This window comes from Ruicaihuangia caeni (genome assembly GCF_040536845.1).
In the GTDB taxonomy this organism is placed as follows: Bacteria; Actinomycetota; Actinomycetes; order Actinomycetales; family Microbacteriaceae; genus Ruicaihuangia; species Ruicaihuangia caeni.
In genome coordinates, this window is the sequence record NZ_CP159582.1 from 745931 (window position 1) to 771173 (window position 25243).

The window sequence follows — 25243 nt, forward strand, 5'->3', positions numbered from 1 at the left end:
TGCTGGTCCGTCGAAGGTCGAACCGTTACACCCGTCGCCGGGAACTATTTTAGACGATGAGCAGTACTCATTCCGGCCGGTGCACATACACGGACCGCTGCTCAGCAAGCTGGAGCAGCAGCTCTGCCACATCCCCGGGAGCCGGCACGCAGAACTGCGCGTGCGTCGGCGGGGCCCCGCACTTCAACCCGAGGTCTCCGTCTTCGAGCGCTGCGAGCGCGTCTTCATCGGTGACGTCATCGCCGGCGAACAAGACGGCATCGGCGCCCGTGAGGGTGCGCAATTCCACGATGCCATCGCCCTTCGTCGCCGGCCGGACCGCGAACTCGAGCACGTTTTTGCCCGCGCGCTCCGTGATATCGCTGAGCGAGGATGCCGCGACCGCTGCGCGAGCGGATCGCTGCGCCTCTGCCGCCGCATCGTGGGTCACCAACCGTGTGTGCACGGCGAACCCCACGGGCTTCGCTTCGAGCCACACGCCATCGTGCTGGTCGACGCTCGCTGCGAGCACTTCGCCGAGCAGGCGCCGCCGCTCGAGATCGTGGGTGCCGAGCAGCGAGCGCTCGCGCCCCTGGTAGCGCATCTCCACGCCGTGCGACCCGACGAGTGTGACCGAATCCGAGACACCGGCCACTCGCTCGAGGCTCGGCAGACCGCGGCCTGAGACGAGCGCGACGGGAGTGCCGGGCAGCAGCGCCAATCGGCGGATCGCCTCCTGGGCGGCCGGCAGCATCCGCGCCTGCTCCGGGTCGTCGACTTCCGGAGCCAGTGTGCCGTCGAAATCAAGCGCGACCAGCAGCGTCGGCACCTGAGCGATGCGATCGAGTGCCTCTGAGAGTGAAGGGGCGGTCACGCTCATGATCCGGACTGCTCCACGACGGGATCGACGGGCGACTCGTCACGCGCCGCACTGTTTCCGCGAGCTTCGCGAAGCACGTCGAGAAAGCTCGACGACCATCTGGCGACATCGTTCTCGAGCACGCGCCTGCGCATGGCGCGCATGCGCCGTCGGCGATCGGCCTGCGGCATCCGTGTCGCCTCGAGGATCGCCGCCTTCAACCCGTCGATGTCGTGCGGGTTGACGCGAAGGGCCGTTCGCAATTCGTCGGCGCTCCCGGTGAACTCGCTCAGCACGAGCACCCCGTCTTCGTCGAAGCGCACCGCCGGGTACTCCTTGGCGACGAGGTTCATGCCGTCGCGGAGCGCGGTGACGAGCATCACGTCGGCGGCGAGGTACAGGGCGACCATCTCGTCACGGGGGTAGCCGTGGTGCAGATAGCTCACGGGCTGGTGGCGGATCGACCCGAAGTCGCCATTGATGCGCCCCACGGTGAGCTCGATCTCGTCGCGCAGTTGGCGGTACGTCTCGACGCGCTCCCGGCTCGGACTCGCGACCTGCACGAAGCTCACCTCTTCGGGGTCGAGCTCGCCGGCTGCGAACAGTTCCCCCAGCGCCTTCAGCCGGTGCTGGATGCCCTTGGTGTAATCGAGCCTGTCGACACCGAGGAGGATCTTCTTCGGGTTGCCGAGATCCTCCCGGATCTGGCGTGCTCGAGCTTGCACATCCGGCCGCTTCGCGACCTCCTCGAACGCTCGCGAATCGATCGAGATCGGGAAGGCGCGCGAGATGACCCGCCGGAACGGTTTGCCGTCCTGCTCGATGTCGATGGCTCCGGCACGGCGCACCGAGTGGCCGAGCAGCCGGCGAACGGCAAGGCTGAAGTTCGCGGCATCCCCCACCCGCTGGAAGCCGATCACATCGGCGCCCAGGAGGCCCTCGATGATGGGCCGGCGCCACGGCAGCTGCGAGAAGATGCCATATGGCGGAAATGGAATGTGGTTGAAGAACCCGATGGTCAGATCGGGCCTGCTCTCGCGAAGCATCATCGGCACGAGCTGCAATTGGTAGTCGTGCACCCACACCGTGGCGTCCTTCGCCGCGAGCCGCGCTGCCGCGTCGGCGAAGCGCCGGTTCACGCGCACATACGCGTCCCACCACACTCGGTGGTAGCTCGGCGGAGCGATCACGTCGTGGTACAGCGGCCAGATCGTGTCGTTGCAGAAGCCCTCGTAGTACCGCTCCACCTCGACCGCCGTCAGCGAGACGGGCACCAAGTGCATTCCCTCGTGGTCGAAGGGGTCGAACTCCAGATCGGGGCGACCCGGCCAGCCGACCCAAGCACCTCCACTGGCCTGCATCATCGGCTCGAGCGCCGTGACGAGGCCCCCCGGTGAGGCTTGCCAGTACTCGGTGCCGTCCGGCGACGTCTGTCGGTCGACCGGCAATCGGTTCGACACCACGATGAAGTCGTATTCGCCCTGCTTCTCCGAAGCCATCGTTGCGGATCGTCTCCTTCTGCCCCGCTGGCGGGGCGTTGTCGCGCCTTCAGGCTAACAGTGTGCCTCTAACGGGGGTTCCCCAGGGCGGCCCCGGACGGCCGACGTAGACTCGAGACGATGATCAGCCTCGGCATGAGCACCTCGTGCGTGTATCCGCGCGGCCCTGAGCATGCGTTCCAACTCGCTCGGCAGGCCGGTTACGACGGGCTCGAAGTCATGGTGACGAATGACCCGGTCACGCAGGATGCCGACGCGCTGAACGCTCTCGCAGAGCGCTTCGGCATGCCCATCCTCTCGATCCACGCTCCGGTGCTGCTGCTCACCACGTTCGTCTGGGGCCGCGATCCTCAGGTGAAGCTGGAGAAGTCCGCCGAGCTGGCCGCCAAGGTCGGCGCAGACACGGTCGTCGTGCATCCGCCCTTCCGCTGGCAGGCGGGATACGCCCGCAACTTCGAGCGCATCGTGCGCGAGACGGCCGCGGCATCCGGTGTCGACATCGCCGTCGAGAACATGTTCCCGTGGAAGGTGCGCGGCTCGAGTGTGAAGGCCTACGCGCCGAGTCCGGATCCGACCGACATGGATTGCGACGCCATGACGCTCGATTTCTCGCATGCCGCGCTCTCCGGGGCCGGCTCGCTCGAACTCGCCCGCCGCATGGGTGATCGTCTGCGGCACATCCATCTCTGCGACGGCTCCGGGTCGATGGACGAGGGCCGGGTGTTCGACGAGCACCTGGTGCCCGGCGCGGGTCACGAGCCGGTGGCGGAAGTGCTGAAGATGCTGATCGACAGCGGCTGGAACGGTTCGATCGTGGCTGAGGTCAACACTCGAAAGGCTCGCACCGAGAGCGAGCAGCTCGATCTGCTGATCGCGACCAGATTGTTCGCGAGTCGCATCATCGGTCGTCGTCGACCGAGCATCCGTGCGAGGGCGAGGCGAGCGGTCGCTTCGCTCCGTCGATGACGCGACCAGTCGGCAGGCTGAGACGAGCAGCGGTCTACGCCGGCGGCTTCATGGGCCCTTTCGCCGGCGGTATGGCGGCGGCGATCCTCACGGAACTCGGCGGAAGCTTCGGAATCAGCGCGGCAGCCGCGGCCGCTTGCATCCCGGCGTATCTGGTCCCCTTCGCCTCGATCATGCTCGTCTCCGGTTCGATCGCCGAATCGGTCGGCCGCGCTCGGGTGCTCCGCATCGCGTACGCGAGCTATGTCGCAGCGGCGCTCATGTGCGCGCTCGCTCCCACTTGGGGAGTGTTCATCGCGGGCTGCGTCCTCGCGGGCTCATCCAATGCGTTCACCACCCCGATCCTGCTCGCCACGCTCGGAAGGAGCGCGGCGAAGGCGCGGCTCGGCAGGGCGCTCGGGCTCTATAGCGCTGCCCAGTCTCTGGGCCAGCTCTCGGCGCCCGGGTTCGGCGGCCTCGTGGCCGTGCTCGATTGGCGGTTCGCGTACGGTGCAGTGGCGCTGGTGGCCCTGGTGCTCTTCGTCATCGGTGTTCCAGCGGATGCCGGCAGTGGCCGGCTGCGCCTCCGGTCGCTCGTCGACGGCATCACACTGCCCGTGCTGCGAATCGGCGGCGCACAGTTCGCGATCGGCTTCGGAGCCCTGGGCATGGCGTTCCTCATCGCGCTGCAAGCCGGGACCGAGTTCGGTTCAGGCCCGGCGGAGCGAGGCCTCATCGTCATGTGCGGCGGGCTCGCGGCCTTCGTCACCTCACCGCTCGCCGGGAGGGCGGTCGACCGCTGGGGCACGAAGCGGGTCATGCTCGCCGGGCTCGCAATGACCGCGGCGGCCATCGCTCTCCCGCCGCTCACTCATGCTCCGTGGGCGATCGCGCTCGTCTGGTCGTTGGCGTTCGCGTCAGCGCAGCTCGTGACGGTGTCGTCGAATGGCGCCGTATTGGCTCTCCCCAACGGCGGGGCAGGCGTCTCGGTGACCCAGGCGTTCCGGTTCTTCGGCTCAGCCGTCGCGCCGGCGGTGGTGCTTCCGATCTATGTCGCGCAGCCCGGCTGGGGATTCTGGGTTCCCGCCATCGCGTTGATCGCTGCGATGTCGCTGCTCGCGATCAGCTCGGGGAGGCGTCCCCGGCAGGGGTGAGGCAGCGCATCGTTTGCACGCTCGCGCGTCGGCACAGGGGACGCCTCGACTCGAGCCGCGCTAGTGCCCTGGCCGCCAGCGATCAAGCAGGTCGGTCTTCAGCATGACGATCCCTCTCGCCGAGGCGGCGAGCACGGCCATTGCGGCCAGGAGCAGCAGCGGCAGGGTCGTGCCGATCGACGGCTCCACGAAATCGAGCAGCAGAGGCACAGCGAACCCGAGGTACGTGAACACGTAGAAGACGCCGATCACCATTCCGCGCGTGGCTACGGGCGCGAGAAGGTCCACGTCGACGAGTCCTTCTCGCAGGCACAGGCCGTAGGCGGTGCCGAGCACCACGATCGCGACCAAGAACAGCCAGACGGGCGGATGCTGCACATAAGCCGTCACCGTGAAGCCCGCAGCCGCGAGCCCGGCTCCGCACACGCCCGCGATCGGTCCCCAGGCAAGGCGGCGCGCCAGCGCTTGCGCTCCGATGCCCGCCCCGAATCCCAGTATCGAGACGAGACCGGCGACGAGCGCTGTGGATCCCGCGGGCAGGTCCATCCGGCTCGGGAGCACGATGAACGCGACGGTCGCGGTCGAGAACACCCAGAGCGCCATCGGGAGAGCGACCGAGAACGCTCGGCGTGCGCTGCGGATACGGATCGGCGCGGATGCCGGCACGGTCACACCACTGCCCGGGACCCGAGCCTGCAGTGGTGACCCCCCGGTTGAAGCCCGCGACGATACGACGAGCACGACCGCGACGATAGACAGTGCGGAAGTGACAACGAAGGGGGCGGTCATTCCAGGGTCCAACGGAAGCACTGCGGCGAGGATGCCGCTGGCGAAGGGGCCCGTTGCGAAGCCGGCGGTGAGGATGATGCCGGCAAGCGTCGCGCCGCTCGCGCCTCGAAGCATGACGGCCCAGACGGTACCGGCGCTCACCGCGAGCCCGATGCCGCCACCGACCACGAGGCGTCCGGCCAGCACGCCGAACTCGGCGTGCCAGATAGCCATGGCGAGGTTGCCGGCTGCGGCGATCATCGCACCCGCCAGCACGATGCGTCGAGGTCCGATTCGGTCGGCCAGCGCTCCACCGCCAAGCAGACCCGGCAGCAATCCGATCGCGTAGATCGCGAAGGCGCTGTTCACGGTGACGCTCGGCAGTTCGCCGGCGGTCCGGAGCACCGGAACCAGCGCGGTGAAGTGGTTCGCGGCCCACCCCGTGGCGAAGAGGAGCAGCGCCACGCGCCAGAAGACTCGATCGCCGCTGACTCGGCCCGCCCCCGGCGTCATGAAGCTCTCTCCTTGAAGTACTACGAGCCCCTCAGACGCTTCGCGTCTTCGGGTTAGACAGAGCTGGCCACCCCAACGGGGTGGCCAGTTCCGGAATGAGGTCCGGCGGTGTCCTACTCTCCCACAAGGTCGCCCTTGCAGTACCATCGGCGCAGAAGGTCTTAGCTTCCGGGTTCGGAATGTGACCGGGCGTTTCCCCTTCGCTATGGCCGCCGTAACAGTGTCGATCTTCGGTTACAAAACACAGGCCTCCACCACTGGTGTGGTGGGGGTGTGTGGTTCCGACCGTGTATCGGGAACCACAAAGTGGACGCGAGTCATCTCCCACCCGAAAGGGTGGGGTGTGTTGTCAAGTCATTGGCGTATTAGTACCGGTCAGCTCCACGAGTCGTTAGTCCTCGCTTCCACATCCGGCCTATCAACCCAGTCGTCTGGCTGGGAGCCTCTCCCCCCGAAGGGGATGGAAATCTCATCTTGAAGCCGGCTTCCCGCTTAGATGCTTTCAGCGGTTATCCGTCCCGAACGTAGCTAATCAGCGGTGCTCTTGGCAGAACAACTGACACACCAGAGGTTCGTCCATCCCGGTCCTCTCGTACTAGGGATAGCTCTTCTCAAATTTCCAACGCGCGCAGCGGATAGGGACCGAACTGTCTCACGACGTTCTAAACCCAGCTCGCGTACCGCTTTAATGGGCGAACAGCCCAACCCTTGGGACCTACTCCAGCCCCAGGATGCGACGAGCCGACATCGAGGTGCCAAACCATGCCGTCGATATGGACTCTTGGGCAAGATCAGCCTGTTATCCCCGAGGTACCTTTTATCCGTTGAGCGACAGCGCTTCCACAAGCCACTGCCGGATCACTAGTCCCGACTTTCGTCCCTGCTCGACCTGTCAGTCTCACAGTCAAGCTCCCTTGTGCACTTACACTCGCCACCTGATTGCCAACCAGGTTGAGGGAACCTTTGGGCGCCTCCGTTACTTTTTGGGAGGCAACCGCCCCAGTTAAACTACCCACCAGGCACTGTCCCTGAACCGGATCACGGTTCGAAGTTAGATATCCAGAGTGACCAGAGTGGTATTTCAACAATGACTCCACGAACACTGGCGTGCCCGCTTCATAGTCTCCCACCTATCCTACACAAGCCACACCGAACACCAATACCAAGCTGTAGTAAAGGTCACGGGGTCTTTCCGTCCTGCTGCGCGTAACGAGCATCTTTACTCGTACTGCAATTTCGCCGAGTTCATGGTTGAGACAGCTGGGAAGTCGTTACGCCATTCGTGCAGGTCGGAACTTACCCGACAAGGAATTTCGCTACCTTAGGATGGTTATAGTTACCACCGCCGTTTACTGGGGCTTAAATTCACAGCTTCGCTTACGCTGACCGCTCCTCTTAACCTTCCAGCACCGGGCAGGCGTCAGTCCGTATACCTCGAATTGCTTCTTCGCACGGACCTGTGTTTTTAGTAAACAGTCGCTTCCCACTGGTCTCTGCGGCCATCACACGCTCAGGGAGCAAGTCCCGTCACGCTTCAGGCCCCCCTTCTCCCGAAGTTACGGGGGCATTTTGCCGAGTTCCTTAACCATGATTCTCTCGATCTCCTTGGTATTCTCTACCTGACCACCTGTGTCGGTTTGGGGTACGGGCGGCTAGAACCTCGCGTCGATGCTTTTCTTGGCAGCATAGGATCACCGAATTCCCCCGTGAGGGGTATGCGTCAGATCTCAGGCATATGAACGACGGATTTGCCTATCGTTCGCCCTACATCCTTACCCCGGGACAACCATCGCCCGGTACGGCTACCTTCCTGCGTCACACCTGTTAATACGCTAACCGCGCCAGCTCGGGTCACGCGCTCCCCCGCACGATCCACCCCGAAGGGCTTCACTATGCGGGTTCGGGCGCTTAGCATTGCTGGGTTGGTTGGGACGGTTCTTCGCCGGTACGGGAATATCAACCCGTTGTCCATCGACTACGCCTGTCGGCCTCGCCTTAGGTCCCGACTCACCCAGGGCAGATTAACTTGACCCTGGAACCCTTGGTCTTCCGGAGGACGGGGTTCTCACCCGTCTTTCGCTACTCATGCCTGCATTCTCACTCGTGTGGCGTCCACGGCTGGATCACTCCGCCGCTTCACCCGCCACACGACGCTCTCCTACCCATCCGCACGGCTGAACCACGAAGGCTTACCAATAATGCGAATGCTACAACTTCGGCGGTGTGCTTGAGCCCCGTTACATTGTCGGCGCGGAATCACTTGACCAGTGAGCTATTACGCACTCTTTCAAGGGTGGCTGCTTCTAAGCCAACCTCCTGGTTGTCTGAGCAACTCCACATCCTTTCCCACTTAGCACACGCTTAGGGGCCTTAGTTGGTAGTCTGGGTTGTTTCCCTCTCGACGATGAAGCTTATCCCCCACCGTCTCACTGCTGCGCTCTCACTTACCGGCATTCGGAGTTTGGCTGACGTCAGTAACCTTGTAGGGCCCATCGGCCATCCAGTAGCTCTACCTCCGGCAAGAAACACGCAACGCTGCACCTAAATGCATTTCGGAGAGAACCAGCTATCACGAAGTTTGATTGGCCTTTCACCCCTATCCACAGCTCATCCCCCCAGTTTTCAACCTAGGTGGGTTCGGTCCTCCACGCGCTCTTACACACGCTTCAACCTGGCCATGGATAGATCACTTCGCTTCGGGTCTAGGACACGCGACTGAACGCCCTGTTCAGACTCGCTTTCGCTCCGGCTCCCCCTCACGGGTTAACCTCGCCACGTGCCGCTAACTCGCAGGCTCATTCTTCAAAAGGCACGCCGTCACCGATACAAGTCGGCTCCGACGGTTTGTAAGCAAACGGTTTCAGGTACTATTTCACTCCCCTCCCGGGGTACTTTTCACCTTTCCCTCACGGTACTTGTCCGCTATCGGTCATCTGGGAGTATTTAGGCTTACCAGGTGGTCCTGGCAGATTCACACGGGATTTCTCGGGCCCCGTGCTACTTGGGAACACTCACCAGCCGTCACCGCATTTCGACTACGGGGTTCGCACCCTCTTCGACCAGGCATTCAAACCTGTTCGTCTATACGGCTCCGTCACTGCGGGTGACCGGCAGATCACCCTGTAAGGTCCCACAACCCCGACCATGCAACCCCTGCCGGGTATCACACATGGCTCGGTTTAGCCTGTTCCGCGTTCGCTCGCCACTACTGACGGAATCACTGTTGTTTTCTCTTCCTGCGGGTACTGAGATGTTTCACTTCCCCGCGTTCCCTCTACCCGCCCTATACATTCAGGCGGGAGTCACCAGGTCGCACAAACGCCTGGCGGGGTTTCCCCATTCGGAAATCCTCGGATCACAGCTCGTTTATCAGCTCCCCGAGGCTTATCGCAGATTACGACGTCCTTCTTCGGCTCCAGATGCCAAGGCATCCACCGTTCGCTCTTAGCAACTTGAAATCACATGAGATGAAACACCACCACAACACCAGAAGTGTTGGATGGTGAGACCACAATTCACCAGCATCACCGAAGTGACACTGGCAAGATGCTCGCGTCCACTGTGTAGTTCTCAATAAACGATCGGCACCCGCCCAAGCCCCACCACAGTGGGAACCCGAAACGGGTCCGAAGGATCCAGTCCCACCCCACCACGTTTCCGCAGCGGCGCCGGCCCGGTCCCTCAGGACCCAACAGTGCGCACCCGACCCAACCCATCCGAACCAGTGCCGTTCCAACCCCGAAGGGCGTACTGAACACCAGCCGAACCGGCCAGCTCTTGTCAAATGTTCCACCCATGAGCACCCAGCAAGGAACATTCGTCCTTGATCTGGGATACCTACGCCACCAAACGGTGACGAGTGCTCCTTAGAAAGGAGGTGATCCAGCCGCACCTTCCGGTACGGCTACCTTGTTACGACTTAGTCCTAATCACCGATCCCACCTTCGACAGCTCCCCCCTTACGGTTGGGCCACTGGCTTCGGGTGTTACCGACTTTCATGACTTGACGGGCGGTGTGTACAAGGCCCGGGAACGTATTCACCGCAGCGTTGCTGATCTGCGATTACTAGCGACTCCGACTTCATGAGGTCGAGTTGCAGACCTCAATCCGAACTGAGACCGGCTTTTTGGGATTCGCTCCGCCTTACGACATCGCAGCCCTTTGTACCGGCCATTGTAGCATGCGTGAAGCCCAAGACATAAGGGGCATGATGATTTGACGTCATCCCCACCTTCCTCCGAGTTGACCCCGGCAGTATCCCATGAGTTCCCACCATTACGTGCTGGCAACATAGGACGAGGGTTGCGCTCGTTGCCGGACTTAACCGAACATCTCACGACACGAGCTGACGACAACCATGCACCACCTGTACACCGACCTTGCGGGGCGACCATCTCTGGCCGTTTCCGGTGTATGTCAAGCCTTGGTAAGGTTCTTCGCGTTGCATCGAATTAATCCGCATGCTCCGCCGCTTGTGCGGGCCCCCGTCAATTCCTTTGAGTTTTAGCCTTGCGGCCGTACTCCCCAGGCGGGGAACTTAATGCGTTAGCTGCGACACAGAAACCGTGGAAAGGTCCCTACATCTAGTTCCCAACGTTTACGGCATGGACTACCAGGGTATCTAATCCTGTTCGCTCCCCATGCTTTCGCTCCTCAGCGTCAGTTACGGCCCAGAGATCTGCCTTCGCCATCGGTGTTCCTCCTGATATCTGCGCATTCCACCGCTACACCAGGAATTCCAATCTCCCCTACCGCACTCAAGTCTGCCCGTACCCACTGCAGGCTGGAGGTTGAGCCTCCAGGTTTCACAGCAGACGCGACAAACCGCCTACGAGCTCTTTACGCCCAATAATTCCGGACAACGCTCGCACCCTACGTATTACCGCGGCTGCTGGCACGTAGTTAGCCGGTGCTTTTTCTGCAGGTACCGTCACTTTCGCTTCTTCCCTACTAAAAGAGGTTTACAACCCGAAGGCCGTCATCCCCCACGCGGCGTTGCTGCATCAGGCTTTCGCCCATTGTGCAATATTCCCCACTGCTGCCTCCCGTAGGAGTCTGGGCCGTGTCTCAGTCCCAGTGTGGCCGGTCACCCTCTCAGGCCGGCTACCCGTCGTCGCCTTGGTGAGCCGTTACCTCACCAACAAGCTGATAGGCCGCGAGTCCATCCCCAACCGATAAATCTTTCCACCCACAGAAGATGCCTTCATGGGTCGTATCCGGTATTAGACGCCGTTTCCAGCGCTTATCCCAGAGTCAGGGGCAGGTTACTCACGTGTTACTCACCCGTTCGCCACTAATCCACCAGGTGCAAGCACCCAGCTTCATCGTTCGACTTGCATGTGTTAAGCACGCCGCCAGCGTTCGTCCTGAGCCAGGATCAAACTCTCCGTAAAAAATTTGATGCTGACTGAAAGACTGTCAATGCTGACAATCCAATCAATCCAAAGGAATCTCAAACACCAACCAGGCAACCGAAATCGCCCGATCAATGCCGAGGTTATTTGGCATTTGACATGTGCACACTGTTGAGTTCTCAAGAACCGGACACCCCGCCCGACCCCTCCCAGGGCCGCAAACAGGGCAACTTCTCTATATTACTTCTTCTCTTCGGCATGTCAACTCGGCCCGTGTTCCGATCCCTGCCGAAGAGGCCTGGAGAAGGAGCCACGGGCGCAGCGTTACGCCTGTGAAAGAAGAAGGGGTTCTGTCCCGCTTGAGGCCGGCGAGCGATCCGCTCCGCCGCACCTTTGGGGTGACAGGTGAATACATTACGGGCGCCTTCGGGTCGGCGCAAATCGACCGTGTCAGCCGGGTGTGTCGCGCGGATTCCCGCGGTTCTCGTCGCCGATCACGCGCTCCTGCTCAGCACACGCGGCTCACGCCGCGAAGGCCGCGGCCGGCGCTGCGCGCCGTGAGCGCATCCCTGCTACACCGAGCGCGAGTCCCACCACCGCGAAGCCCGCCAATGCCGCCGTCGCAGCGAGGCCGTCCGCGGGAGCGCCGCCGGTGAGCACGGACTGGAGGGCTCTCGAGAAGTGCGTCAGCGGCATCCACGGCGCGACCGCCTGGAACGGCTCGGCGAGGAGCGCCCGGGGGAACACGACACCGCTCGAGACGAGTTGCAGCGCGAGCGCCAGTAGTGACAGCACCAGTCCCCCACGTCCCGCGAGCGACAGGAGCGCGAAGTGGATGAAGGCGAACGCGATCGCCGCGAGAAGACTGATGCCGAGGGTCCAGGGCACGAGAGACCACGGCGCCGCTCCGGTTGCATGGATCATCACCGTGAGCGCGACCGCCTGAGCCACCACCAGCAATGTCGGGGGAAGCAGCCGAGCCTGGACAAGCCTGCCCAGCCGCGCACTCGACTGCAGCACGCGCTGCGACAGCGGCGCCGAGACGAGGAACACTGCCAGCGCCCCTAGCCACAGCGCGGCGGGAGCCACTGCTGTCACGATGGCGGGCGATGCGCTCTCGAGCGCGTGCTCGCGGTCGACTGTGGCTGACACCGGGCGCGCGAGGGCCGCGGCGGCGGCTTCGGTATCCGTGCCCTCGCTGCTCGGCACAGCCTTCGCAGCCGTGTCGAGGCCGCCCGCGAGGTCGCCGGCTGCGCTCGCCAGTTGCTCGGCACCCGCGGTCAACGCCGCAGAGCCCTCGTGCGCCTGAGTCGCGCCGGTGTGAAGTGCGTCGCCTTCGCGGGCGAGCGTGGCGGCGCCCTGCGCGCTTCGGGTGATGCCCGATTGCACACCTTCGATCGCACTGGAGGTGGACGAGGCCAGTCGACCGCCCCCGGCGGCCAGCTGCTCGAGCTGAGCCGAGATGGCCTGCACCGTGCCGAGCGCGACCGGGTCGGAGGGGTTCGCGGAGAGTTGGGCGACCGCACCGGAGAGGGCGGCACTGAGCGATGCGGTTCCACCCGTGAAGTCGTTCACCGCTGATGCGACGCCGTCGAGCTTGGCCGCCCCGGAGTCGAGGTTCGCCAGCCCGCTGCTCAGCGAGCTGACGCCCCGCGTGTACCCACCCACGCCACCGGCGAGACTCTCGAGGCCGGCGGTCGCCTCTGCTGATCCCTTCGCGAGGCCGTCGACCCCGGCGCCGAGTTGGCGAGCGCCTTCCGCTGCTGTGCCCAGCGAATCACCCAATTGGCCGAACGAGTCGAACATGCCGGCCAGCACCTGCTGAGTGATGGTCTGCCCGAACGCGGCGACCATGCCGTCGCTCACCGCTTGCAGCACGGCCCCGGTGAGCGGGTCATGTGCGTCGTCGGTGCGGATGTCGATGCTCGCCTGCTCGGGCTTGTCGCTGCCCAGCGAGGTGATCGAGCGCGAGAAGTCCTCGGGCACGGTGACGACCGCCGAGACTCGACCATCGCGGAGCGCTTCTGCAGCTGCCTCGTCGTTCGTGACCGTCCAGTCGAAGCCGGCCGAGTCGGCACCGGTGAGCTCGGTCACGAGCAGACGTCCGGCGAGCACGGGCTGCTGCGCTCCGGCGGCATCCGTCTGCATGACCAGCTGATCGTTGTTGACGATGGCAGCCGGGATGCGGTGCACGCCGGCCTCAGCGTCAGAGAACGCGCCGATCGCGAGTCCGGCGAACGCGAGCGGCACGGCGGCTGCGGCGATCGCGGCAAGGATCCGCCTCGGTGATGCAATTCGGTTCATCGCACGGCCTCCTCGAGGCTGGGCGTCGTCGTGAAGGACGGCAACGGCGTGGTGGTTGGTGGGAGTGGCACGTGGTGGACACGGCGCGACGTCATGGCGAGAGGCATCGGCGCCGAGAACACGAGGACCGTGCTCGGGTCGGCCAGAGACTCGATCGCCCGCGCGAGAGTTTCCACTTCGAGTTGCGGAGAGTCGTTGCCGAACTCGAACACCGCGATGGGCGTCCCCTCCGCGAGGACCGCAGCCGCCACGGCGAGCCGGCTCTGGGCTCGGTCGAGACCGGCACGTGGGCTGATCGGCTGAAGCCCGGCACTGCGCGACGCCGTGTCGAGCCGGCTCAACCACTCACGAGTCTCCCTCCGCACGAGCGACGGACGCCAAGGGTGTCGCAGCCGCAGCCGCTCCTCCAGCAGACTTCCGGCGGTCAGCCCGGCCTGCTCGGTACCGAGGTCGGCATACGCCACGGCCATTCGCGCCCGGGCGACATCGGATGGCACGGTGTGCCCGGCGAGTTGCAGGCGCCCGGATGCCGGGACGCGCCGTGCGGCGAACGTCTGCGCGAGCGGGGAGCGCGATCGTTCCGCTCCCGTGATGACCAGCGCCTCGCCCGCCGCGATCTCCACATCGACCGTGGCCGGACATGCCTCGGCGTCGTGACTCGCAGGTTGGAGGGCGGCCGCGCTCAAGACGGATCCATCGCGGTCGCGAGCCCAAGCCACCGCCTCTCGGTGTTCGAGCAAGCGTGCGCCTTCGATATCGACGTCGGGCATCGCTCGGTCGAGGCGACGGGGCAGCCACCATGCGGTGCGCCCCATGAGGGCCATGACCGCGGGTACGAGCGTCATCCGCACCAGGAACGCGTCGAGGAACACCCCCGCGGCGAGCCCGAGCGCCATCACCTTGATGACGCCTGACCCTTCCGGCACGAACGACACGAAGACGGCGAACATGATGAGCGCGGCCGCGGTCACGACCCGAGCCGCGCCCGCGAACCCGCGTTCGATCGCCTGCCGCGGTTCGGCACCGTGCACGTAGCGCTCGCGCATGCCCGAGACGAGGAACACCTCGTAGTCCATCGCGAGGCCGAAGAGCACGGCCATGAGGAGAATCGGCATGAAGCTCAGCACGGGTCCGGGCGTGATGCCGAGGAGTTCCGCGCCCCATCCCCATTGGAAGACCGCGACGACCACACCGAAGGAGGCGAGCACAGAGAGCACGAACCCGAGCGCGGCCTTGAGCGGCACGAGCACCGAGCGGAAGACGAGCATGAGGAGCACGATCGACAATCCGACGACGATGACACCGAACGGCAGCAGCGCATCGTTCAACCGCTGGGAGATGTCGATCTGCACCGCAGTGGTGCCCGTGACGGCGATGGGAGTGTCGTGCTCGGCGGCGATGCCGGGCGCGAGGTCGCGGATGTCGTGCACGAGTTGCGCCGTGGCAGGGTCTGCCGGCCCCGTCTCCGGGATGACCTGGATGACCCCGGTATCGAGCGAGCGGTTCGGCATGCCGGCGCTGACGGCATCCACCCCAGGCAATGCGCGGAGCTCGTCGGAGATGGCCTCGAGCGACTCGAGCACTTCAGTCGTCTGAGTGATGTCGACCGCAACGATGAGCGGTCCGTTCCGCCCCTCGCCGAGGTCGTTCGCGATCGTGTCATACGCCTGCCGCGCGGTGGTGCCCTCTGGGTCGCTCGCTCCGCTCGGCAGCGCGAGCTGCAGGCTGAACGCGGGGACCGCCAGAGTGCCGAGCACCGCGAGCACCAGGACCACCGCGGCGACCGGCGCCTTCAGCACTCCGCGCACCCAGCGGGCTCCCAAGGCCTTGGACGGCGGCCCATCGGCGGATGCCGCTGCAAGCGCTCGGCGCTCGGTGCGACTGCCGGCCCGAGGGGCGAGCCTCGAGCCGGCGAGACGGAACACCGCCGGCAGCAGGGTGACCGTCGCGACCACCGCGAGCAGCACCGCGAACGCAGCGGCGATTCCCATGGTGCTGAGGAACGGGATGCCGACCACGAGCAGGCCGAGCAGCGCGATGATGACGGTGAGCCCGGCGAACACCACCGCGCTTCCCGCGGTGCCGGTGGCCATGGCCGCCGACTCGGCCGGGGCGATGCCCTGCGCGAGTTGCTGCCTGTGCCGCGAGAGCACGAAGAGTCCGTAGTCGATGCCGACCGCGAGGCCGATCATGAGCGCCAGCATCGGTGTCGCGTTCGAGATGGTGGCGAACGCGGCGACGGCGAGCACCGCGCCCATGCTGACCGCGAGCCCGAAGATCGCAGTCAGCAGCGGGATGCCGGCAGCGATGAGCGAGCCGAAGGTGACCAGCAGCACGATGCCCGCGATGATCACACCGATGAGTTCGGTCACGGTGACGCCGTATTCGACGTCCTGGTACAGCATCCCGCCGAAGTCCACCGAGATGCCGGCGCGCTGCAGCGGCTCGACTGCGGCATCCACCTCATCGAGGGTCACGTCGGTGATGTCTTCGACGGCTCCGTCGAACTGCACCTGCATGACCGCGGTGCGGCCGTCCTTCGACACGGCGTCGAAGGCGTATTCGGAGAACGGCGAGACCGCTTGCGAGACCTGTTCGAGATCGGTGAGGTCTGACGCCACTGCGTCGATCTCGTCGCGGCTCGCGTCGAGGGGCGCTCCGTCATCGGACTGCAGGACGAGCTGCGCGCTCGCGCCAGCCGTCTCGGGGAACACTGCGGCGAGGCGGTCGATCGCGGCCTGCGATTCGGTGCCCGGGATCGCGAACGACTCCTGCATCTGGCCGCCGAGTCCGAGCCCCGCGCCGAGCGCGAGCGCTGCGAGCAGGAGCCACGCAGCGATCACCGCCCAGGCACGCCGGAACGAGAACGAGCCGATGCGGTAGAGGAGCGTGGCCATCAGCGGGCAGCCTCGGGAACGAGCAGACCGATCAGGATGCGATTGAGGCTCTCGCGCACCTCGATATCGTCGGGCTGCGGGCCGGGCAGCACTCCTGCATTCGCGAGCAGGTACGCCGCTCCGCCGAGCGCGATGCCGAAGCGCATGTGCTCGTCGAGCGATGCGGTGCGCTCCATCAGGAACTGGGCGATGCGCTCGATGAGCGCGTCTGCGCGGCGCATGACCGTGAGATCGGCCAGCGTGCTGCGCTGGTTCATGAAGATGTGGACGGCCAGGCGGTTCCGGAGCAGGAACTCGACGAAGCCCTCGACGAAGACCTTGCGCTCCTCGACGCCCAGTTCACCGGTGCCGACTCGGTCGAGCAGTTGCTCGAGCTCCTCGATCGCGGAGCCGACCGCCGAGGCGAGCAGCGCCTCCTTCGATTCGAAGTGATACAGCACCGACGCCTTGCTCACCCCGGCTCGCTCCGCGATGCGGGCGATGGAAGTGCCCAAGTATCCGGATGCCGCGAACTCGGTGAGCGCGGCCGCTTTCAGAGCGGTGAGATCGGCCATTCCTCCACAGTACTGACCGATCGGTCAGGTGTTTGACCGATCGGTCAGACTCGCGGCGAACGCTCAGTCGCAGGGCGAATTGCTCAGCCGCGCGGGAGCGCGGCACTCGTGTCGTCGTCGACCCAATCGAGGGTGCGCTCGACGGCCTTCCGCCAGACCCGACGGCGCCGGTCGCGCTCCTCGACGGGCATCCGTGGCTCCCATCGTGCGTCCTCCTGCCAGTGCTCGCGAAGCTCATCCAGCCCCGACCACAGGCCAACGGCGAGCCCGGCCGCGTACGCCGCCCCGAGCGCCGTCGTCTCGGTCACCTTAGGCCGCACGACCGGAACGCCGAGGAGATCGGACTGGAACTGCATCAGCAGCGAGTTCGCCGTCATGCCGCCGTCGACGCGAAGCTCCTCGAGGGGCGCATCAGCATCGGCATCCGCAGCTTCGAGCACCTCCCAGGTCTGCAGGGCGGTCGACTCCAGCGCGGCGCGTGCGAAGTGCGCCTTGGTCGCGTATCGGGTGAGACCCACGATCACGCCGCGAGCGTCTGGGCGCCAGTGGGGCGCGAAGAGGCCGCTGAAGGCGGGGACGATCTGCACGCCGCCGTTGTCCTCCACGCTCGCCGCGAGCTGCTCGACCTCAGCCGAACTGCTGATCAGCCCGAGGTTGTCTCGTAGCCACTGCACGAGCGAACCCGTCACCGCGATCGAGCCCTCGAGCGCGTATGCCGCCGGTTGCTCCCCCAACTGGTAGGCGACCGTCGTGATGAGGCCATGCTTCGAGCGCACGATTTCTGTGCCGGTGTTCACGATGAGGAAGTTGCCGGTGCCGTAGGTGTTCTTCACCTCGCCGCGCGAGAACGCCGCCTGGCCGAACGTGGCGGCCTGCTGATCGCCGAGGATGCCCGCGACCGGCACGCCGTCGAGGGGGGAGCCCGACGCGACTTCGCCGTAGGTCTCGGAGGAACTGCGGATCTCGGGAAGCATCGCGCGTGGGATGCCGAGCTCACCAAGGATCGTGGCATCCCAGTCGAGGGTCCGCAGATCCATGAGGAGCGTGCGGCTCGCGTTCGTGACGTCGGTCGCGTGCACTCCGCCGCCAGCGCCGCCGGTGAGGTTCCACAGCAGCCAGCTGTCGGTGGTTCCGAACAGCACCTCGCCCCGTTCGGCGCGCTCCCGCAGTTCGGGGTGCTGCTCGAAGAGCCACAGGATCTTGGTGGCGGAGAAGTAGGTGGACAGCGGCAGACCGGTCGCCTCCGTGTACCGATTGATGCCGTGGCCTTCAGCGAGCCGGTCGACGATGGCCTGCGTGCGCGTGTCCTGCCAGACAATGGCATTCGCGACGGGTTCGCCAGTCGCACGATCCCACAGCACCACGGTCTCGCGCTGGTTGGTGATGCCGACGGCCGCGATCGACTCCGCTGCGACCCCCGCCTGGCGCATCGCGCCCTCGATGACCGACTGCGCGTTGCGCCAGATCTCCGCAGCGTCGTGCTCCACCCAGCCCGGCGCGGGGAACAGCTGGCGGTGTTCGAGTTGCGACGACCCGCGCGGCACTCCCCTGGAATCGAACACGATCGCACGGGTGCTGGTGGTGCCCTGGTCGATGGCGAGGATGTGATCGGCTGTCGTCGGACGTGCGCCGCTCGTCGGGCTCATGCGCTCTTCTCCTCCAGTTCGCTCGTGCTGAAGTGGTCGTCGAGCATCGAGGCGAGTTCGTCAGCGAGTTCGACGGGGACGGTATGCCCCAGCCCCTCGGCGATGCGCAGCACCGAGCCCGGGATCGCGGCGCTGGTGTCGTGGCCGCCGGAGGCGTCGATCATGGGATCGTCGCTTCCGTGCACCACGAGCGTCGGCACGACGATGCCGCCGAGCCGCTCGCTTCGGTCGCCGTCGCGCTGGATGGCGCCGAGCTGGCGAGCAGTGCCGCTCGGGTCCACTCCCCTCGCCCAGGTCGCCTGAGCGAGCAGACTCGCGCGGGCTTCATCGACGTAGCGGGCGCCGGCGATCGACGCGTGGTGCGCCAAGCAGTACCGAAGCCAATCCTCATAGCCGCCCTCGGTGAAGGGCTCCTTGAAGATCCACTTGGCCTCGGTGCTCGGTCTCCCGACCCCTCTCCTGCCCGTGGTCGACATCAGCGACACGAGCGAGCGAGTCAGGTGGGGCGCTCGCAATGCGAAGTGCTGCGCGAGCATGCCGCCCATCGAGATGCCGACCACGTGCACGGGGCCGAGTTCAAGCGATTCGACGAGTCCGATCCAGTCGTCGGCGAGATCGGTGAGCTCGTACTCCATGGCCTCGGGGTCCACGAACTCCGTCGCCCCGTTGTCGCGGTTGTCTGCCAGCAGCGTGCGGTACCCCAGGCGCTGCAGCGCTGAGACGAACTCTGCTGTCCACTCGATGCGCTGCATGCCGAGGCCGGGTATCAGGGCCACTGTTCCGCGTGGACCGGGCGCCGACAGCACATAGTTCATCCGGATGCCGCGGCCTTGCCAGTACTCGCCGCCCGCGGCATCCGTGATGGCTTGCAGCTGCTCGAGCGTCATCGCATCTGACACGTCAGTTCCCTTCACTCGCACCGTATCGGCGGTGGCGCGCCGCGCCGCGTTCATCGGCGCTCTGCCTGCTGAGCAGGGCCAGCTGCGACGTCAGCGCCTGTCGCAGCACACCGTTCGACTCCGCGGCACCCGCGAAACTCGGTCCGCTCAGCGTGTGGTCGGAGTAGCCGCGGGTACGCAGTTCGGCAGCGCCGAGGCCGAGCTGATCGGCGACATCCGCGGCGAGACCCGGATCCTTGAACAGGATGGCCGCAGCCCCCTCCGGGGCGATGACCTCGAATACGGCGTCGTCCTGCATCAGCAGACGGTCGCACACCGCGAGGGCCATGGCCCCTCCGGACCCGCCTTCTCCCACGACGGCGGCCACCGTCGGCACGGTCGCCTCCATGAGCGCGACGGCCGTCTCCGCGATCGCGTTCGCGAGCCCCGCGCGATCGGACGGGGTCGAGGCATCCGCCCCCCGCGTGTCGATGAGGGTGACGATGGGCAGCTTCCAGCGCGATGCGAGATCGATCGCGCGCTGGGCCTTGCGGAACCCCGCCGCAGTGGGAGCTCCGCGGTAGCCATTCGGGCCGACAGCGTTGCGGTCTGTTCCGATCACGACGACCGGCGCGCCGCCGAGCGACGCGAGCGCAGCGAACATCACGTCGTCATTCGTGCCCGTGCGCGCGCCGCCGAGTTCGGCGACGGTGTCAAACACTTCGGAGGCCACCTGTCGCGCCGTCGGCCGTGAGTCGTCGCGGGCGCAGCGAAGGGCGTCCCAGCCCGTCAATCGACGGGTCGACTCCTCGGGCATCTCTGCAGGCGTCGGCATGACGCGGGCGGCGGGGTGCGCGAGCCGAAGCCATACCCCGATGCGTGACAGCGCCGTGCTCTCGTCGACGAGTTCATCGATGAGCCCGTCGGCGAAGTACTGCTCGGCGGTATGGCTTCCCTTCATCGGGAAGACGCCAGCGAGCGCATGCATGACTCGCGGACCGGCGAATCCGAGCGTCGCTCCCCGGTCGGCGAGCAGCACATCCGAGGCCGAGGCGTATGAGGCGTGCACTCCGCCTGTCGTCGGGTGGCGCAGCCACGAGATGGTCGGCACGCCGGCCTTCCGTGCACGCGCCATGGCACCGGAGGTGCGGGCCATCTGGAAGAGCGCGTCGAAGCCCTCCTGCATCCGGGCGCCGCCCGACCGCACGATCGAGACGAAGGGCAGGTTGTCGCGTGTTGCTCGATCCAGCGCGGCCACGATGGCGTCGCCATGGTCGCGCCCCATCGAGCCTCCGAGGAAGTCGAAGTCGAGCCTGGCGACGACGGCATCCAAGCCGTCGAATGACTCGACCCCCACCTCGACGGCATCCCTGCGGCCCCGTCGCTTGCGCGCTGCTGCAAGGGTCTTCGGATATGCAGCCCAGAGCTCGGCGGCCTTCGAGCCCAGCGCGGCGTCGCTCATTTCGAGGCCCGGCGCTGCGGCGCTTCCCACGTGGCGTCGGAGATCGGCAGCTTGCGCAGCAGGTTCTTCTGAATCTTCTGCGTCTCGGTCTTCGGGATGCTGTCAACGATGTCGATGTAGCGCGGCAGCATGTACGCCGCCATCCGAGTCTTCAGGAACTCGTGCAGTTCAGCGGGGTCGATCGAGATGCCGGGCTCCTCGACGATGATCAGACGCACCTCGTCTTCACCGAACTCGGATTCCGCAGCGACAGCCGCCACCTCCTTCACACCCGGGAATGGCCGCACTTCGCGCTCGACCTCGGCAGAGGAGATGTTCTCGCCGCGACGGCGGATCGCATCCTTCTTGCGGTCCACGAAGAAGTAGCGGTCGTGCTCGTCGCGATAGAAGGTGTCGCCCGTGTGGAACCAGTTGTTGCGGTTCGCCTGCACGGTCGCCTCGGGCCGTCGCAGATATCCGGTCGACATCGTCCACGGGTCGTCGTGCCGCACCACGAGTTCGCCGATCTCACCGACGGGCACCTCGCGGTCCAGGTCGTCGACCAGCCTCACGGTCACTCCCTCGCGCACGGTGCCGCAGCTTCCGATGCCGTCGTTGACCCATCCGTCGGACACGAGCGGGCAGCTCAGCTCGGTCATGTTGTACACGGTTCCCACTCGCACGCCGAAGCGTCGCTCGAGCTCCTGCACCTCGGCGATGACCGGCGCGACGATCACCTTGTCGAGAGGGTTGTTCTGCTCGAGAGGGCTCGGGGACTGGTTGAGCAGGAAGTGCGCCATGGCCCCCTGCAACAGGGTCGTCGTGCAGCCGTACTCGACCACTTCGGGCCAGAAGTCCGAGGTGCGGAACTGCTGCTTGACGACATAGCCGCCGCCGACGAGCAGCATGCTGTAGAAGTACGCCTTGCCCGTGATGTGACAGGGGGCGTACGGGCAGTAGAAGACGTCGTCGGCATCCATGTGCTCGACCGGGATGATCGTTCGGCCGCTCTCGAGCATCTGCGCCCAGGGAATGACGACACCCTTCGAGGGTCCTGTGGTTCCCGAGGTGTAGAGCACGCAGCTGGTGTCCTCGAGCCGCGGCTCCTTGAACGACGACACATCGAAGGCCGTGGCTCCGGCATCAGCGCCCGGAAGCATCGCCCAGCCGTCCACGGGCGACGACGGGATGTCGCGCTCGTCGACATCGATCAGCACGAGGCGGTCGACGTGCTCGAGCAACCCGGCGACCTCCACGAGGCGCGGAACGAAGTCGGACGTCGTGACCACGACGGTCGCGCGCGTGTCGTTCAGCACATCGGCGAGCAACTGGTGGCGATACCCCGTGTTGAGTGCGGCTTCGATCGCGCCCGCCCACGACAGCCCGAGCCAGATCTCCAGGGCGCGGATCGAAGCGGGCAGGAAGGTCGCCACGACCTCCTCACGGGCGATCCCGAGTTGCTGGAAGTAGGCGCCGTGCGCCAGCGCCCCATCGTGCATCTCGGCGTACGTCCGCGAGGGGCCACCGATCTCACGCGCGAACACGGCATCAGGCGTCTCGCCCGCGCGCGAGCGCAGGAGCGTTGGCAGAATGAGCTCAGCGCGAAGACTGAAATCGGCACCGGTAGCCGTGAGCATCGATGACCCCTTCTCGGTGTTGTGGAACGGTTCAGCTGAAACGGAAGAGCGCGGTGCCCACGAGCACGGGCTTCTCTTCGCCTTCGGCTTCGAGACGCAGGTCGAGCTCTGCAATGGCAGCATCGCCCTTCACGCGCGTGCGAGCAATAGTCATGTGCATGCGAATGCGCGCGCCGGCGCGAACCGGGCCGGTGAAGCGCAGCCGGTCGATGCCGTAGTTCACGGTGAGCGAGCGGTCGGTGATGACGAGCAGCTCGTCGAGGAACTGAGAGATCAGTGACACGACCAGGTAGCCGTGAGCGATCGTCGCTCCGAAGGGGCCCTTTGCAGCGCGCTCGACATCGACGTGGATCCACTGGTCATCCGTGGTGAGCTCACTGAACTTGTTGATGAGCTCCTGCGTGACGGTGAACCACTCGCTGGTGCCGAGGTCGAGCTGGTCCGCGTTGCGAACCTGTTCGAGGGTGAGTTCCATTGCTGTCTTCCTTCGATAGATGGTGGTGGCACCGGTTGAGCGGCCGGCGCCGTGCCGCTGGATGCGTCGACCGGTCGGGGCGACGAGATCGAGGCGACTAGATCGAGATGCCGCCATCCACCGGCACGACCACGCCCGTGATGTAGCCGGCTTCGGCCGAGGCGAGGAAGGCGATGGCGGGCACCACCTCGTCGGTGCTCGAGAAGCGCTGCATCGGCACCTCCTTGCGGATCTCCTCGCGACGCTCCTCCGGAATCGAATCGATCATGGCGGTCTGCGCGTTCGGGCTGATCGCGTTGACCGTGACGCCGAACGCCGCGACCTCCTTCGCGACGGCCTTCGTGAGGCCGATGATGCCCGCCTTCGCAGCGGAGTAGTTCGCCTGGCCGAAGTTGCCGCGGATGCCGGCGTACGACGTGGTGTTGATGATCCGGCCGTAACCGGCCTTCCTCATCGCCGGCGTGCAGGCACGGATGAAGTTGAACGTTCCCCGCAGGTGCACGTCGAGCACACGCGTCCAGTCATCGTCCGTGAGCTTCCAGTGGATGCGGTCGCGCAGCACGCCGGCGTTGTTGATGAGGATGTCGACCTCGCCGTCGAGCGCTGCGACGGCGCGAGCCGCGGTCTCAGGATCCGCGACGTCACCGTCGATCAGGTGCAGAGCCCCGTCGCTCCGCTCCGCCAGTTCGGTGAGCGCGGAGGTGTCGAGGTCGACCGCGACGACCGTCGCGCCATCCGCGAGGAAGCGCTCGACAGTTGCGCGGCCGATGCCCTGGGCCGAACCCGTGTGGATCACCCTGCGACCGCTGAAGTCGAACCGGAGGTCGGAACGGGGGCTGCTGTCGGTAGACATACTTCTCCTTAAGGGACGAGGGGTTTCGGCGCGGTGGCTCGTCAGTGCGCGAGGTGAACTGCTACTGGACGACGAGCGAAGGAAGGAACAGCACCAGGTCGGGCCAGGCGAAGAGCACCGCCACGACGGCGAGCTCGACGAGCACGAGAGGCAGGATGCCGCGGAACACCGTCTGTGCAGGCACTCCGGTCGTGCCGGCCACCACGAAGCAGCTCACGCCGACGGGAGGGGTGACCAGACCGATCTCGATGAGCTTGACCACGAGGATGCCGAACCAGATGCCGTCGAACCCGAGCCCGGTCACGATCGGGTGCATCAGGGGCACCGTGATCACCAGGATGGAGATCGACTCGAGCGCCATGCCCATGGGGATGAGGATGAGCAACAGGATCATCACGATCATCCAGGCCGGGACATCGAGCGACGTCACCCACTCGGTGAGCCGGTGCGGTACTCGCGACGCGACGAAGAACGTCGAGAGCACAGTCGAGCCGACGACGATCGCGAACACGCTCGTCGTGGAGACCGCGGACTCCTTGAGCGCGGTGATGGCGGTCGAGCGAATGCGCCCCATACCGTCGCGACGAAGCTCGATGAACATGATCGCGAGGGCCGCAAGTGCACCGATGGCCGCCGACTCGGTAGGCGTGACGAAGCCCGAGTAGAGCCCGCCCATGACGATGAGGAAGAGGATGCCGATGCGCACGAGTCCCCGCCACGGCAACTGGCGCAGCGGCGGCAAGGCCGGCTTGACGCGAGTCTCCGTCTTCACCTCGAGCTTCAGAGCGGTGCCGCTGTCGCTCGGTTGGCCGGTCGCAGCGTTCTCAAGCGCGCTGTCGAGGGTATCCGCGGGCTGCACGATGACGCGGCGGGCCACCGACATGATGTAGATGATGTAGGCGAGTGCAGAGAGCAGGCCAGGCACGATGCCCGCCGCCAGAAGCGCTGCCGGCGACTCGCTGGCGAGCACCGCGTAGAGCACGAGGATGATGCTCGGCGGGATCATGACGCCGAGGGTGCCGGCGACCGCGACGATGCCCGTCGCGAAGTGGGCGGGGTAGCCGTACTTTCGCATCTCGCCGACGGCCATCTGCGACATGGTGGCCGCCGTGGCCACGCTCGAGCCCGAGACCGCAGCGAAGCCGGCGCAGGCCATCACGGTGGCGCAGCCGAGGCCGCCCGGGAGCTTGCGGAACACCCGGTTGGCGATCGCGAAGACATGCTCCGCTATTCGGGCTTTCACCGCCAGCGTGCCCATCAGGATGAACATGGGGATCATCGTCAGAGTGAAGCTCGAAGAAGCCGTGAATGGCACTGAGCCCAGCACGTTGGTGGCATAGCCGAAGTTGTGCAGCAGCACGAGGCCGAGGGCTCCTGAAAGCCCGAGTGCGAACGCCACTGGTGTCTCGAGGGCGAGCATTATGAACAGCGCCGCCAAGACGATGACGATGATGAGTGAAGTGTCGATGATCATCGGTGCTCCGTA

General features: G+C 65.5%; 15 protein-coding genes and 3 rRNA genes. 2 read left to right on the plus strand and 16 right to left on the minus strand.

All coding sequences use genetic code 11. From position 1 onward, the window contains the following. Nucleotides 1–67: 67 nt before the first annotated feature. Both otsB and ABV606_RS03435 read right to left on the minus strand, forming a co-directional pair. Nucleotides 68–859, minus strand: coding sequence for a trehalose-phosphatase (gene otsB, locus ABV606_RS03430; RefSeq protein WP_353988349.1), 792 nt, complete (start codon nt 857–859; stop codon nt 68–70). Further along, nucleotides 856–2337, minus strand: a complete 1482-nt coding sequence (locus tag ABV606_RS03435) for an alpha,alpha-trehalose-phosphate synthase (UDP-forming) (protein WP_353988350.1) — start codon at nt 2335–2337, stop codon at nt 856–858. The genes otsB and ABV606_RS03435 overlap by 4 nt, the downstream gene beginning before the upstream one ends. Nucleotides 2338–2457: 120 nt before the next feature. Here ABV606_RS03435 and ABV606_RS03440 point away from each other — a divergent pair, with 120 nt between their 5' ends. Both ABV606_RS03440 and ABV606_RS03445 read left to right on the plus strand, forming a co-directional pair. Beyond that, nucleotides 2458–3303 (plus strand): sugar phosphate isomerase/epimerase family protein, encoded by an 846-nt coding sequence (locus ABV606_RS03440; RefSeq protein WP_353988351.1) that lies wholly within the window; start codon nt 2458–2460, stop codon nt 3301–3303. Next, the gene (locus tag ABV606_RS03445; protein WP_353988352.1) at nt 3300–4436 is read left to right on the plus strand and encodes an MFS transporter; all 1137 of its coding nucleotides are present in this window, start codon (nt 3300–3302) and stop codon (nt 4434–4436) included. The genes ABV606_RS03440 and ABV606_RS03445 overlap by 4 nt, the downstream gene beginning before the upstream one ends. 60 nt (nt 4437–4496) lie before the next feature. Here the strand turns inward: ABV606_RS03445 and ABV606_RS03450 are convergent, their stop codons facing one another. The 14 genes from ABV606_RS03450 to ABV606_RS03515 all read right to left on the minus strand — a co-directional run bounded on the left by ABV606_RS03450 (nt 4497) and on the right by ABV606_RS03515 (nt 25231). Beyond that, nucleotides 4497–5717 (minus strand): MFS transporter, encoded by a 1221-nt coding sequence (locus tag ABV606_RS03450; RefSeq protein ID WP_353988353.1) that lies wholly within the window; start codon nt 5715–5717, stop codon nt 4497–4499. Nucleotides 5718–5817: 100 nt separating this feature from the next. Further along, nucleotides 5818–5934 (minus strand): 5S ribosomal RNA (rrf, locus tag ABV606_RS03455). Between the two features lie 128 nt (nt 5935–6062). Next, nucleotides 6063–9175: ribosomal RNA gene (locus ABV606_RS03460) — 23S ribosomal RNA — on the minus strand. 412 nt (nt 9176–9587) lie between these two features. Then, nucleotides 9588–11111, minus strand: a 16S ribosomal RNA gene (locus tag ABV606_RS03465). The 16S, 23S and 5S rRNA genes sit together here, the layout of an rRNA operon. A gap of 483 nt (nt 11112–11594) precedes the next feature. After that, nucleotides 11595–13376, minus strand: coding sequence for a YhgE/Pip domain-containing protein (locus tag ABV606_RS03470; protein ID WP_353988354.1), 1782 nt, complete (start codon nt 13374–13376; stop codon nt 11595–11597). Then, the gene (locus ABV606_RS03475) at nt 13373–16273 is read right to left on the minus strand and encodes an MMPL family transporter (protein WP_353988355.1); all 2901 of its coding nucleotides are present in this window, start codon (nt 16271–16273) and stop codon (nt 13373–13375) included. Before ABV606_RS03475 ends, ABV606_RS03470 begins: the two co-directional genes overlap by 4 nt. After that, on the minus strand, nt 16273–16827 hold the full coding sequence (locus ABV606_RS03480) for a TetR/AcrR family transcriptional regulator (protein WP_353988356.1): 555 nt from the start codon (nt 16825–16827) through the stop codon (nt 16273–16275). The genes ABV606_RS03475 and ABV606_RS03480 overlap by 1 nt, the downstream gene beginning before the upstream one ends. An 83-nt stretch (nt 16828–16910) precedes the next feature. Next, nucleotides 16911–18473: a glycerol kinase GlpK gene (gene glpK, locus ABV606_RS03485; RefSeq protein WP_353988357.1), complete on the minus strand. Its 1563-nt coding sequence runs from the start codon at nt 18471–18473 to the stop codon at nt 16911–16913. Further along, a complete protein-coding gene (locus ABV606_RS03490) occupies nt 18470–19372 on the minus strand; it encodes an alpha/beta fold hydrolase (RefSeq protein ID WP_353988358.1) in 903 nt (300 codons plus the stop codon). Before ABV606_RS03490 ends, glpK begins: the two co-directional genes overlap by 4 nt. Nucleotide 19373: 1 nt before the next feature. Next, entirely contained in the window at nt 19374–20813 is a 1440-nt protein-coding gene (locus ABV606_RS03495; RefSeq protein WP_353988359.1) for a carboxyl transferase domain-containing protein, read from the minus strand. Next, nucleotides 20810–22429 (minus strand): AMP-binding protein, encoded by a 1620-nt coding sequence (locus ABV606_RS03500; protein WP_353988360.1) that lies wholly within the window; start codon nt 22427–22429, stop codon nt 20810–20812. The genes ABV606_RS03495 and ABV606_RS03500 overlap by 4 nt, the downstream gene beginning before the upstream one ends. 31 nt (nt 22430–22460) lie before the next feature. After that, nucleotides 22461–22904 carry a MaoC family dehydratase gene (locus ABV606_RS03505; RefSeq protein WP_281489256.1) on the minus strand — a complete coding sequence of 148 codons (444 nt, stop codon included), beginning with the start codon at nt 22902–22904 and terminating at the stop codon, nt 22461–22463. A 97-nt stretch (nt 22905–23001) separates the two neighbouring features. After that, on the minus strand, nt 23002–23757 hold the full coding sequence (locus ABV606_RS03510; RefSeq protein WP_353988361.1) for an SDR family oxidoreductase: 756 nt from the start codon (nt 23755–23757) through the stop codon (nt 23002–23004). 61 nt (nt 23758–23818) lie between these two features. Next, the gene (locus ABV606_RS03515; protein ID WP_353988362.1) at nt 23819–25231 is read right to left on the minus strand and encodes a TRAP transporter large permease; all 1413 of its coding nucleotides are present in this window, start codon (nt 25229–25231) and stop codon (nt 23819–23821) included. Nucleotides 25232–25243: the final 12 nt, after the last annotated feature.